The organism is Nesterenkonia suensis (genome assembly GCF_054782935.1).
Genome location: NZ_BAAGRN010000011.1, coordinates 55,865 through 68,764 on the forward strand (window position 1 = coordinate 55,865; position 12,900 = coordinate 68,764).

A 12,900-nucleotide genomic window follows, 5' to 3' on the forward strand; every position below is an offset into this window, starting at 1 on the left:
CGTACCAGTCTATCGGAATGCGGGTGCAGGGGCGTGGTGCGTCACGTCGTGGGAAGTCGACGGCGACATCGCGTATGCTCACTTATTGAAAGTGATTCTCAATAAGACGGAAGGGAGTCTCCATGACTTCTCCCTCGGGTCCGCAGCCCCTCGACACCCTCGTCATCGGTGCCGGTCCGTCCGGCCTCGGCACCGCACTCGCCCTCGACGCCGTCGAGGGGCTGAGCTTCGGCGTCGTCGACCGTGGCGAGATCGGAGAGACCTTCCATCGCTGGCCGGACCGGCAGCAGTTCCTCACCCCGTCCTTCACCGGCAACGGGTACGGCGCCACGGATCTCAACGCCGTGCACCCGCTGACCTCGCCGGCGTTCAGCCTGGGGGTGGACTACCCCGACGGCGCGGGCTATGCGAAGTACCTGCGCAGCGTGGCCGGGCACTTCGAGATCCCGGTGGCGCGGAACTGCGAGGTGACCTCGCTGCGTCAGGACGGCGAGGGCTTCATCGCCACCACCGAGAGCGGGCCGATCCCGGCCCGCACCGTGGTCTGGGCCGGCGGGGAGTTCCAGGCGCCGGTGGTGCCCCAGATCCCCGGCAAGGGCTCTCTGGTGCACACCGGGCGCGAGGAGGCCTGGACGTCACGGCAGGGGAGGGTCCTGGTGCTCGGCGGTGGGGAGTCCGGCATCGACATCGCCTGTCACCACATCGAGCAGGGGGCCACTGTGACCGTCCTCGACGCGCACCATCCGTGGGATGCCGGACAGGGTTCGGACCCCTCCTTCGGCCTCGCTCCGCGGACCCGGATGCGACTTGCCGCAGCCCGCGAGACCTGGCGCCTGACGCTCCTGCCCCAGCATGCGGCCGCGGTGCGACGGGCCGGAGACCGTTGGGAGGTCACCCTGGCCGATGGGGCCACGTTGGCCGCAGACTCGCCGCCGCTGGCCGGCACCGGCTTCGGTTCCGGCCTCGGGCCCGCGGAGCACCTCTTCGGCAGGCGGGAGGACGGGTGGCCCGAGGTTGACGCCGACGACCAGTCGACGCGGGCGCCAGGACTGTTTCTCGTCGGGCCGTCCTTGCGTCATGGTGCGCAGCGATTCTGCTTCGTCTACAAGTTCCGGCAGCGCTTCGCGCATGTGGCCGGAGTCATCGGAGAGTCGCTCGGCAAGGACTGTGCGGATCTGGAAGCTTGGCGAAGCGCGGGAATGCTCACCGAGGACGTCTCCGCATGTGGGGTCGAATGCGCCTGCTGACAGCGCTGGAGGCGTCATCTGTGAGGCTGCCGCCGGCATTGCTGTTCCTGTTCGCCATGATCGCCGGGCTGCTGCTGGGCCTCCTCGGGGACGTCCAGGTCCCGGTCATGCCGATCATTATGGTGCTGCTGGGGCTGCTCTTCCTGGAGGTCCGCTGGGAAGGGGGTCGTGAGCTGCTGCGTTCCCGGCGGGCGGCGGCCCTCGCCCTGGCGTTGAACTTCCTGGTCCTGCCGATGGCGGCGCTGGGGATCGTCACGCTGATCGTGCCGGACGACGACGTCGTGCGCCTGGGACTGCTCATCTACCTGCTCTTCCCCTGCACGGACTGGTTCCTGGGCTTCACCCGGGTCGCCGGCGGCAGCACGGCACTCGGCGCCGCGCTGATCCCGGTGAGTCTGGTGCTGCAGCTGCTGCTGTATCCGGTGTGGGTCTCCGCGGTGACCGGCCGTGGTCTGCCTGGTGTCATGGAGGCGCTGTGGCCTGCGCTGCTGGAGGGGCTGCTGATCCCAGCCGGCGCCGCAGTGGCGCTGCGGGTGGTGATCCGTCTGGTGGGTGGGCGGGCCGGGCTCCTGCGCGTGCGGCGGGCGGCGGGAGCGGTGATCCCGTGGACGATCGCCGCGCTGATCCTGGGTCTCTTCGCCTCCGGCGCCGGTGACGCGCTGCTCGAGCTGGCGGTGCTGGTGCAGGTCCTCGCCGCCGTCGTGCTGTTCTTCGCGATCAGCTTCGCGCTGGCCCAGCGGGTGAGTCGGTCGGCGGGTCTGAGCGAGGAGGAGGGGATCCTCGTGGTCTTCACCACCGCGTCCCGGAATGCTCCACTGATGCTGGCGGTGACCTCGCTGGCGCTGGGCGAGGATCCGGTGGTCACGGCGGTGATCGTGCTGGGCATGCTGTTGGAGTTCCCTCATCTGACGATGTTGTCGTGGTGGCTGCGTCGCCGGCGCCGAGGTGCCGGACGTGCCGGTTCCGCGGAGTCGCTGACGGCGGCCGCCTGAGGCGATAACCTGCCAGGGAGAGGGCTTCTCGGCGGACCCGCACACTGCGAGAGTATGCAGTCAAGTGAATAATTATGTAGACTCACCGCTGAGCCGACCACCACACCTCCCTGGCCGCCAGGGACGACATGCAAGGAGCTGGACCCGTGACCGATCGCATCGTTCTCGCCTATTCGGGCGGCCTCGACACCTCTGTTGCCATCGGCTGGATCGCCGAGGCGACCGGCTCCGAGGTCGTCGCCGTCGCCGTCGACGTCGGACAGGGTGGAGAGTCGTTGGAGACCGTGCGGCAGCGCGCGCTGGACTGCGGCGCCGTCGAGGCCTACGTCGCCGACGCCCGCGACGAGTTCGCCGAGCAGTACTGCATGCCCACGCTGAAGGCCAACGGCCTCTACATGGACTCCTACCCGCTCGTCTCGGCCATCTCGCGACCGGTGATCTCCAAGCATCTGGTGGCCGCGGCCCAGCAGTTCGGGGCAACCACGGTGGCACACGGCTGCACCGGCAAGGGCAACGACCAGGTCCGCTTCGAGGTCTCCATCCAGACTCTCGGTCCGGAGCTGAAATGCATCGCCCCGGTCCGTGACCTGGCTCTGACCCGGGAGAAGGCCATCGAATACGCGGAGAAGCACGACCTGCCGATCGAGACCACCAAGAAGAATCCCTTCTCCATCGACCAGAACGTCTGGGGTCGGGCCGTCGAGACCGGCTTCCTGGAGGACATCTGGAACGGGCCCACCAAGGACGTCTACGACTACACCGAGGACCCGGCCTTCCCGCCGGCGGCCGACGTCGTCACCATCACCTTCGACCGGGGCGTGCCGGTGGCCCTCGACGGCCGCGGCGTCACCGCGCTGCAGGCCATCGAGGAGCTCAACCGCCGCGCCGGGGCTCAGGGCATCGGGCGGATCGACATCGTCGAGGACCGACTGGTCGGCATCAAGTCCCGCGAGATCTACGAGGCGCCCGGCGCGATGGCGCTGATGGCCGCCCACCGGGAGCTGGAGAACATCACTCTGGAGCGCGAGCAGGCGCGGTTCAAGAAGGCTGTGGACCAGCGCTGGACCGAGCTCGTCTACGACGGGCAGTGGTTCTCTCCGCTGAAGAACAACCTCGACGTCTTCATCGACGAGACCCAGAAGTACGTCTCCGGGGAGATCCGCCTGGAGCTCCACGGCGGCCGCGCCACAGTGCAGGGCCGGCGCTCCGAGACCTCCCTGTACGACTTCAACCTGGCCACCTATGACGAGGGCGACTCCTTCGACCAGTCCTCGGCGCCCGGGTTCATCGACATCTTCGGCCTGTCCGCGCGGACGGCCTCGCAGCGCGAGGAGCGGATCCACGGCAAGCCCGACCTCTCCGGCGCCGGAATCGAGAAGTGAGCGCCGCAGGCATGGCAGGCATGGCAGGCATGGGAACCGAGTCGACCAGCGAGACGCACGGCACCAATGAGGGCTCCCTGTGGGGCGGGCGCTTCGCCTCCGGCCCGGCCGATGTGATGGCGGCGCTGAGCAAGTCCACGCACTTCGACTGGAAGCTCGCCCCCTATGACATCGCCGGTTCCCGGGCGCACGCCCGCGTGCTGCACCGGGCGGGGCTGCTGACCGAAGCGGAGCTGGCGGGGATGCTCTCGGCGCTGGAGGCCCTCGCCGAGGACGTCCGCTCCGGGGCCTTCACCCCCGCGGAGTCCGACGAGGACGTCCACGGGGCGCTGGAGCGCGGTCTGCTGGAGCGGGCGGGCCAGGAGCTCGGCGGCAAGCTGCGCGCCGGACGGTCGAGGAATGATCAGATCGCCACGATGGTGCGCATGTACCTGCGGGATCAGGTCGCGGTCATCTCATCCGGAGTCCTCGACGTCGTCGATGCTCTGGTGTCGCAGGCGCAGCGTCACCCCAGGGCGCCCATGCCCGGGCGCACCCATCTGCAGCACGCCCAGCCGGTGCTGCTGGCCCATCACCTGTTGGCTCATGCCTGGCCGTTGCTGCGTGATGTGGACCGGCTGGCGGACCTTGACCGTCGTCTGGCGCGTTCGCCGTACGGGTCCGGCGCGCTGGCGGGATCGTCCTTGGGACTGGATCCTGCGCAGGTGGCCGCCGAGCTCGGCTTCGACGGGCCGACGGAGAACTCCATCGACGGCACCGCCTCGCGCGACCTGGTGGCAGAGTTCACCTGGGTGACCGCGATGATCGGGGTGGACCTCTCCCGGATCAGCGAAGAGGTCATCTTCTGGGCCACCAAGGAGTTCGGTTTCGTCACCTTGGATGACGCCTATTCGACCGGCAGCTCGATCATGCCGCAGAAGAAGAACCCGGACATCGCCGAGCTCGCTCGGGGCAAGGCCGGGCGGCTGATCGGGGACCACACCGGGCTCCTGGCCACGTTGAAGGCGCTGCCGCTGGCCTACAACCGGGACCTGCAGGAGGACAAGGAGCCGGCCTTCGACGCCGTGGACACTCTGGAGATGCTGCTGCCCGCGGTCTCCGGGATGATCGCCACCCTGGAGTTCCACCCCGAGCGGCTCGCCGAGCTGGCGCCGCAGGGCTTCTCGCTGGCCACTGATGTGGCGGAGTGGTTGGTCCGGCAGGGCGTGCCGTTCCGGGTGGCCCATGAAGTCGCCGGTGAGTGTGTGCGGGTCTGCGAGGAGCACGATCCTGTCAAGGAGCTGCACGAGCTCACCGACGAGGAGCTGGCCGCCGTCCACCCGGCCCTGACGCCGTCAGTTCGTGAGGTGCTCACCGTGGACGGTTCCCTGGCCTCCCGTGATGCGGTGGGCGGCACTGCCCCGGTGCGGGTCGCCGAGCAGCTGGAGTCGGCTGCGGCGGAGTCGGCACGGCGGCGCGAGGCGCTCGGAGGGTGAGGCGCTCGGAGGTGGAGACGCTGGGAGGTTGAGACGCTGGGAGGTGGAGACGCAGAGGAGGAGGCCGGTGACCTGGCGAGGCCGACTCCTGGCGTCTCCCCTCATGGCGGCCAGTGCCGTCGCACTGGTCTGTGGCTGCGGCGCCCCTCCGGAGGGTTTCTCCCCGGAGGGCGCCGAGTCGCTGCCGGATGCGCCGGTGCAGCGTCAGGCCCCGCTGTCGGAGGAGGCGCGCGTCGCTGGCTCCCCGACGGACCTTCCGGTCCGTGACCTCGCAGACCCTGGATGGGTGGTCGAGACCGCGGAGGTGCTGGATGTTCCGGCCCGGGCGCTGGAGGCCTACGCCGGCGCGGCCCTGCGTCAGCGCATCGAACGGCCTGACTGCGGGCTGGGCTGGAACACTCTGGCAGGGATCGGACAGGTGGAGTCACGTCACGGAAGCTACGGAGGGTCGAGCCTGGGGGAGGACGGCACGGCATCGCCGCCGATCATCGGCATCGCCCTGGACGGGAGCGAGGGGGTCGCGGCGATCCCGGACACCGATGGCGGCGAGCTCGACGGCGACGACGAGTGGGACCGCGCCGTCGGGCCCATGCAGTTCATCCCCACCACCTGGGAGATCTATGCCCAGGGCGGCTCGAGACATCAGGCCGGAGGGTCTGCGCCGGATCCGCAGAACATCGACGACGCCGCGCGGACGGCCGCCGTCTTCCTCTGCGAGCGCGGTGGTGAAGTCGCCACCGATGACGGCTTCGTCGCCGCGGTCGGTGCCTACAACCGGTCGGTGCCCTACATCAACGACGTGGCCCGCTGGGCCGCGGACTATGCGGGGACGTTCTGAGCGGAATCCGACGGAGCACGGCGAGGCCGTCGCTCCGGCCCTCCAGGGCGAATCCGGCCGATTCCGCCTCAGCGGCGATCTCTGTCTGCGTGACGGGCTGCCACCGGCTCGCAGCCTCAAGACTGCGGAGCACCATGTCGCCGTCGCGCACCTCGTAGCGCTGCAGGACGCCTCCCGGCTGGGGGACGAAGCGTGCCACGTAGTCCAGTCCGCCCAGGCGTCGATGCCGCTCCACGGGCCCGTCCGGAGGCGGCACGAGGTTCGGCTCGGAGGTGACGAGTCCGCACGCTCCCGGCGCCGTATGATGCGCCAGTTGCGCGAACAGCTCTCGGCGCTGGGCGCTGTGGAGATGACCGAGCATATGCGTGCAGAGGAAGCCGTCGACCGGCCCGGCGAGCTGGGCGAAGGCCTCGGGTGCGGGCTCGGCGATGACCCGCACCCGGGCGGACAGATCGACCTCGGCGGAGATCCTGGTGAGCAGGCCGGCACGCATCATGGCCGACGGTTCGACGGCGGTGATGCGGCCGGGGTGCACCTCCGCGAGAATGCTGATGCCCAGCCCCGTGCCGGCGCCGATGTCCATGACCACGGCGCCATCGTCCAGGTCGCCGAAGAGTTCCTGGAGAACCGGTCGGACGGGGCTCCATGTCTCCTCGCCCAGGAAGAGATCATGGAGCTCGCCGATCAGTTCGTACTCGTCGAGTCGGGACCGGGGCATGATTTCAGCCCTGGCGGGCCTTCAATCGAGGGTTCTTCTTGTTGATGACGTAGGTCTTGCCACGGCGGCGCACCACCTGAGAGCCGGGCTTGTCCTTCAGGGCGCGCAGGGACTTGCGGACCTTCATTATGACCTCCTAGTGAGAATGAGTAGCATTAGCAGTGATCATACGCCTCGACCTGGAAGGACGCGAATGGACCTCTCACCGGAGGATGCCCCGCAGGGCGGAGGCATCGGACGGCGCGTGGACGTGGTCGCCGTCATCGGCGCCTGCGGCCCGGAGCGTCAGGAGCATGCCGAGCGGCTGGCGACGGCGGAGGGACGGGTGCTGCTCCCGGCCCGGCGGCTGCGGGCTGAGCCGGAGGTGCTCGACCAGGCGGTCTCTCTTCTGGGGCGGATGCCTGCCAGCACTGGGATGGTGGTGGAGCATCCGGTGGAGACGCCGGCGATGGAGATCATCGGCACGCTCGCCGACCCATCCATGCCCACGCGGCTCAGCGCGGTGATCTGCGTCGTGGACGCCGCACATCTGCTGGACGATCTGGAGGCCGAGGAGCTCGTCCCGCTGCTCGACGGCGAGCATCACGCCGGTCGCGCTGAGCTGATGGTCCAGCAGATCGAGTACGCCTCGGAGATCGTGCTGATCAACACCGCGGGACTGTCCTGCCGGCGCATCCGCACCTTGGAGGCACTGCTGAGCGCACTGAGCCCTCAGGCGGCAGTCACCCGGGCCGAGGCGTCCGGCGGAGGATCGCGCCCGGTCCATGAGGAGGAGTACTCCCAGGAGCAGACGCGCGCAGGCTGGGTCAGTGTGCTCAACGCCGACTTCGCACCGCAGGTCCGCTCCGAGGAGGTGACGGTCGTCCGCTACGAGCAGCTCCGGCCGTTCCACCCGGGGCGTCTGCACGCGGTGTTGGAGACCTTCTTCTTCGAGCGCGGCGCCGGCCGGGTCCTGCGCTCGGCAGGGTTCTGTCGGCTGGCCACTCGGCCGCACGTCACGGCCCAGTGGGAGCACGTCGGCGCCGGCTTCTCTGTGGAGCCACTGAGTCTGGACCACCAGATGCGGGAGGAGGACGAGGTGCTGGCGTTCGGTCAGGAGATCGTAGTCTTCGGGCTGGGGCTGGAGCCGGAGCGGCTGACGGCGGCGCTGGACGAAGCGGCGCTCGACGACGATGAGCTCGCGGCCGGGCCGATGCTGTGGTCGACGTTCCCGGACCCGTTCCCGGACTGGCGGATCGCCCCGAACCTCTGAGACCGGGGGTCTCGCCGGGGTGGTTCCCGGAGGTGCTCCGCCCGGAAGAGCACCTGCCTGGAAGAATGGGAGCTGTGGACCTTCAGCAGCTCGATGCGCTCTTCGACGGGCACGCCACCGCGCTCGCTCCGGCCCTGCTGGGCTGCCGCCTGACGGTGGCGGCCGCACACGGTGCCGTCACCGTGCGGCTCACCGAGGCGGAGGCCTACGGGGACCAGGGCGAGGACCCCGGGGCTCACAGCTTCCGCGGCCGCACGGCCCGCAACGCGTCCCTGTTCGGACCTCCACGTCGCACCTATGTCTACCTGAACTATGGGATCCATCGCTGCCTGAATCTGGCCTGCGGGCCGGAGGGCACGGCCGGCGGAGTGCTGCTGCGGGCCGGCGAGGTGCTCGCTGGGCGCGGCCTCGCAGTCGAGCGCCGGGGGAGGGAGTCCGGGGCGAAGCTGCTCTCCGGACCGGGCCGGCTGGGTCAAGGCCTGGGCGTCACCCTGCCGATGGACGGATCGCCAGTGACTCTGTCCGCCCAGGACGACCCGCTGTCGGGCCGGGGGTTCGGCGGCAAAGGTGCCAGCTTCCTGCTCGCGCCGCCGGCCGAGCCGATCAGGCAGGTGCGCTCCGGACCCCGCGTGGGCGTCTCCGGGGTCGGGGGAGGTCCGGAGTTCCCGTGGCGGTACTGGCTGGCCCAAGAGCCCAGCGTCTCCGCCTACCGGCCGGGTCGGAACGTCCCGCGGCGGAACGCGGGGCAGGCCCCTGCCGGCTGACGGTCTCGCCGTCATGTCCAGTTCACTGTGATGCGGGTAGGATGGGTGGTCATCTGTTTCAGACATGAGAGTCGTACTGCTAGATGAATGACACCACCAGGTCGAGCCCGTCCGGGGTCATCCCGGACCATCCGGACGCGCGCAACGGCCGTTCCGGAGAACAGTCGGGTCAGCCGCCCGTCGACGCCGACGTGCCTGTCCCGGCCCTCGACGCCGGGGTCGAGCAGGAGCGCGACTATGTGGCACTGCTCTACCGACGGCTCGACGAGCTCCGTGAGGAGAAGGAGCGGCAGCTCTCCCAGGTGCGCAGCACCGGAGCCGTGGGCACGATGCAGAACGTCTCCGAGCGGGACGCGTTCGCGACGATGCACCAGGACCGGCTCGCGCAGCTCAACGCGGTGGACGATCGCCTGGTCTTCGGGCGTCTGGACCTCGACGGTGGCGCCTGCCGCTACATCGGCCGGATCGGGCTGACCACTGCGGAGCGGCAGCGCCTCATGCTGGACTGGCGCGCCCCGGAGTCGGGGGTCTTCTACCAGGCCACCGCCTTCGACCGGCAGGGGGTGCGGCGTCGGCGGCACCTGATGCTGCGTCGTCGGGAGGTCCAGGGCGTGGAGGACGAGGTGCTCGATCCGGACCTGCTGGACGAGACGGCGGAGAACCACGGCGACGGTGCCCTGCTGGCGGCGCTCAATGCGCGGCGCACGGGCCAGATGGGGGACATCGTCGCCACGATCCAGGCGGAGCAGGACCGGGTGATCCGTTCCGGACTCTCGGGCGTCCTGGTGGTCCAAGGAGGCCCGGGCACCGGGAAGACCGCCGTGGCCCTGCACCGCGCGGCCTATCTGCTCTACAGCCACCGGGACAGGCTCAAATCGGCCGGTGTGCTGATCGTCGGGCCGAACTCCACGTTCATGTCCTATATCGACCGGGTGCTGCCCTCTCTGGGTGAGACCGGTGTGGTGATGTCCTCGCTGGCCGAGCTGTATCCCGGGGTGCGTGGTGTCGAGGAGCAGGATGCCCGTGTGGCCGAGATCAAGGGACGCCTGGACATGGCCCAGGTCATCGGCGCGGCTGTGGCCCAGCGTCAGCGGACGATCCCCGGACCCCGTGAGGTCGAGGTCGACGGCATCGCGGTCACCGTCACTCCCGCGATGATCAATCGCGCCCGAGAACGAGCCCGCGCGACGGGCAAGCCGTACAACGAGGCACGGGCGACCTTTGTGAAGGTGGTCGTCAAGGACATCGCTGAGAAGCTCGAACGCATCCTGGCGAAGCGCTCCGAGGGAAACGAGGCAGACCGGTCCTACCTGGTCGAGGACGTCCGCACCGCCCGTGATGTCCGTGTGCTGCTGAACCTCTGCTGGCTGCCGCGGACCCCGCAGAACCTGCTGGAGGATCTGTGGAGCCGCCCCCACTACCTGGAGGCGGCGGCCCCTCAGCTGACTGCCGCGGAGCGGGAGCTGCTGCGTCGCGATCCGGGCGAGCCGTTCACTCTGCCTGATGTCCCGCTGCTCGATGAGGCGGCCGAGCTGCTCGGTGATCTGGATGAGTCGGCCGGTCGGGAGGAGGCCCGGCAGAAGGCCGCCCGGGAGAGTCAGCTGGAGAACGCACGCCAGGCGGTGGTGAATGCGACGCCGCAGCTGGAAGAGATGGGCATCGAGGGGTTCCTCAATGCGGAGGACGTCGTCGCGCTCAACGAGGAAGCCACCGGCCGGCTCAGCGCCGCCGAGCGGGCGGTCGTGGACCGCACCTGGACCTATGGGCACGTGGTCGTCGATGAGGCGCAGGAGCTGTCGCCGATGCAGTGGCACGTGCTGATGCGGCGCTGTCCGCTGAAGTCGTTCACGGTGGTGGGAGACATCGCCCAGGGGTCCTCGCCCTCAGCGGCGCAGAGCTGGCGGTCCGCGATGCGGCCCTTCGTGGGAGAACGGCTGCGGATCGAGGAGCTGACGGTCAACTACCGGACTCCGCGGCGCATCGTGGATCTGGCCGAGTCGGTGGCGCGCGCTGACGGTCTGGAGATCACCTCGCTGCGCACCGTGCGCGAGGGAGACCATGATCCTGTGGTGGATCGGGTGGACGCCGACGGCGTCGTGCCGGCGACGGTGGAGGCCGTGGCTTCGGAGTTTGCGACGGTCGGCGACGGACTCGTCGCCGCGATCGTTCCGGAGCGCCTGCACCCGGCCGCGCGCCAGGCCCTGCGGGAGCGCTTCGGGGAGCGGGTCGGCGACGGCGCCGGGTCGTTGAGCCAGGACATCGTGGTGCTCACCGCAGATGACGCCAAGGGGCTGGAGTTCGATGCCGTGGTGGTGGCCGAGCCTGCTGAGCTGCGCGAGGAGGCGGCCGGTCGGATCGGGAGCCTCTATGTGGCCCTGACCCGCCCCACCCAGTCTCTGCATGTCGTCACCTCCCAAGAGCTGCCGGCAGGTTTCGAGGTGTCGTGATCCGGAGTCCTGCCGCAGACGGCGGCTCGACACTGCTACCGTACGACTCGTGATGGAGAAGAACTTCGTGGAGAACACCCCTGAGCTGATCGAGCAGCGCAATGACGACAGCTTCGACAACGTCTGGCAGGAGCTGAAGTGGCGCGGGCTGGTGCACGTGTCCACGGACGAGGAGGCGATCGAAGAGGCACTGGCAGGGGAGCCTCTGACCTATTACTGCGGCTTCGACCCGACGGCGGCGTCCTTGCACCTGGGCCATCTGGTGCAGCTGCTGACCATGCGACGGATCCAGCTGGCCGGGCATAAGCCACTGGCACTGGTGGGCGGCTCGACCGGTCTGATCGGTGATCCCCGGGAGTCCGGCGAGCGGGTGCTCAACACTCCGGAGACGGTGGCCGGCTGGGTGCAGAGCATCCAGGATCAGGTCCGTCCCTACATCTCCTTCGAAGGAGACAACGCCGCCCGACTGGTCAACAACCTCGACTGGACCCAAGGGATCAGTGCCATCGAGTTCCTCCGTGACATCGGCAAGTACTTCCGCGTCGGGTCCATGATCAAGAAGGACCTGGTCGCCAAACGGCTGAACTCGGAGGAGGGGATCTCCTACACGGAGTTCAGCTACCAGATCCTTCAGGGGTTGGACTACCTCCAGCTCTACCGGGACTACGACTGCACACTGCAGTTCGGCGGCTCCGACCAGTGGGGCAACATCACCTCCGGCACGGAGCTGGTCCGCCGAGTGGAGAACGCCCACGTGCACGCGCTGGGCACGCCGCTGATCACCAACTCCGACGGCACCAAGTTCGGCAAGTCGGAGGGCAACGCCATCTGGATCGACTCTGCCCTGTGCTCGCCGTACACCTTCTACCAGTTCTGGCTCAACCAGGCGGACGCCGACGTGATCAACCGGCTGAAGGTGTTCACCTTCCGCAGCCGCGAGGAGATCGAGGCGTTGGCGCGGGAGGTCCAGGAGAGGCCCTTCGCCCGGCGGGCGCAGAAGACCCTGGCCTGGGACGTGACCACTCTGGTGCACGGAGTGGAAGCCACGCGCAAAGTCATCGCCGCCTCCGAGGCGCTCTTCGGCAAGGGGGAGCTCTCCGAGATCGATGAGCCCACGTTGCGTGCGGCCTCGGCCGAGCTGCCGGCGGCGGAGCTCGAGCCGCAGACGACCACGGTGGTGGAGGCTTTGGTGGCGACCGGTCTGGTGGGGTCCAAATCGGAGGCCCGCCGCGCGGTCCAGGACGGCGGCGCCTACCTGAACAACATCAAGGTCGACGACGGTGAGGCGCCGGTCGAGACCCAGCGGTGGCTTCACGGCGACTATCTGGTGGTGCGCCGGGGCAAGAAGAACTTGGCCATCGTGCGTCGTCGGGGAGCCTGACCCCGTCTCCGTTCACCGCAGAGAAGCCGCGGCACCAGCATCCTTTGGACGCTGGTGCCGCGGCTTCTCTGCGTCTGTGGTTCAGGTCACGCCGAATCGAGTTTGCATCCCCTGCGAGCCGTGTGTAGAGTTTCTATTCGTGCTCAGGGCACAGGGCGGACAGCCACGAGGCTGCCACTCGGTGTGGAGCACTCCGCGACATCTCGTCGCACAGCTTCTCAAGGATCAGCCGTGACGGTAGCGCCCGAAAGATCTGGTGACACACCGGATTTGCAGGGGGAGATCGGGTCGGGTAAGATGGAGAAGTTGCTGTCCAGAGGGCAGATCGGGACCGGGTTTGACAGCCGGAAACGAGATGTTCTAGGATAGAAAAGTTGCTTCGGAGCGATCCGGAAAACGAAAAT

At 68.9% G+C, this 12,900-nt stretch carries 11 protein-coding genes; 9 read left to right on the forward strand and 2 right to left on the reverse strand.

All coding sequences use genetic code 11. The features are described from left to right. The first annotated feature begins 122 nt into the window (after positions 1-122). From ACYVKI_RS12800 to ACYVKI_RS12820, 5 genes are all read left to right on the forward strand, one after another. Positions 123-1,247 carry an NAD(P)/FAD-dependent oxidoreductase gene (locus ACYVKI_RS12800; RefSeq protein WP_460690753.1) on the forward strand — a complete coding sequence of 375 codons (1,125 nt, stop codon included), beginning with the start codon at positions 123-125 and terminating at the stop codon, positions 1,245-1,247. After that, positions 1,235-2,239, forward strand: a complete 1,005-nt coding sequence (locus ACYVKI_RS12805; RefSeq protein ID WP_460690754.1) for an arsenic resistance protein — start codon at positions 1,235-1,237, stop codon at positions 2,237-2,239. The genes ACYVKI_RS12800 and ACYVKI_RS12805 overlap by 13 nt, the downstream gene beginning before the upstream one ends. A 146-nt stretch (positions 2,240-2,385) precedes the next feature. After that, entirely contained in the window at positions 2,386-3,621 is a 1,236-nt protein-coding gene (locus ACYVKI_RS12810; protein WP_460690755.1) for an argininosuccinate synthase, read from the forward strand. Positions 3,622-3,641: 20 nt separating this feature from the next. Continuing rightward, positions 3,642-5,096 (forward strand): argininosuccinate lyase, encoded by a 1,455-nt coding sequence (gene argH / locus ACYVKI_RS12815; RefSeq protein ID WP_460690763.1) that lies wholly within the window; start codon positions 3,642-3,644, stop codon positions 5,094-5,096. A 67-nt stretch (positions 5,097-5,163) separates the two neighbouring features. After that, positions 5,164-5,934, forward strand: a complete 771-nt coding sequence (locus ACYVKI_RS12820) for a lytic transglycosylase domain-containing protein (protein WP_460690756.1) — start codon at positions 5,164-5,166, stop codon at positions 5,932-5,934. Here the strand turns inward: ACYVKI_RS12820 and ACYVKI_RS12825 are convergent. Further along, a complete protein-coding gene (locus tag ACYVKI_RS12825) occupies positions 5,888-6,652 on the reverse strand; it encodes a class I SAM-dependent methyltransferase (protein WP_460690757.1) in 765 nt (254 codons plus the stop codon). The two genes, ACYVKI_RS12820 and ACYVKI_RS12825, sit on opposite strands and share 47 nt — an antisense overlap. Positions 6,653-6,656: 4 nt before the next feature. Next, positions 6,657-6,779, reverse strand: coding sequence for a type B 50S ribosomal protein L36 (gene ykgO / locus ACYVKI_RS12830; RefSeq protein WP_460690758.1), 123 nt, complete (start codon positions 6,777-6,779; stop codon positions 6,657-6,659). 66 nt (positions 6,780-6,845) lie between these two features. Here ykgO and ACYVKI_RS12835 point away from each other — a divergent pair, with 66 nt between their 5' ends. From ACYVKI_RS12835 to tyrS, 4 genes are all read left to right on the forward strand, one after another. Then, positions 6,846-7,904, forward strand: a complete 1,059-nt coding sequence (locus tag ACYVKI_RS12835; RefSeq protein ID WP_460690759.1) for a GTP-binding protein — start codon at positions 6,846-6,848, stop codon at positions 7,902-7,904. Between the two features lie 65 nt (positions 7,905-7,969). Further along, a complete protein-coding gene (locus ACYVKI_RS12840) occupies positions 7,970-8,668 on the forward strand; it encodes a DNA-3-methyladenine glycosylase (protein ID WP_460690760.1) in 699 nt (232 codons plus the stop codon). Positions 8,669-8,751: 83 nt separating this feature from the next. After that, entirely contained in the window at positions 8,752-11,115 is a 2,364-nt protein-coding gene (locus ACYVKI_RS12845) for a HelD family protein (RefSeq protein WP_460690761.1), read from the forward strand. Positions 11,116-11,167: 52 nt separating this feature from the next. After that, positions 11,168-12,496: a tyrosine--tRNA ligase gene (tyrS, locus tag ACYVKI_RS12850; protein WP_460690764.1), complete on the forward strand. Its 1,329-nt coding sequence runs from the start codon at positions 11,168-11,170 to the stop codon at positions 12,494-12,496. The last annotated feature ends 404 nt before the right edge of the window (positions 12,497-12,900 follow it).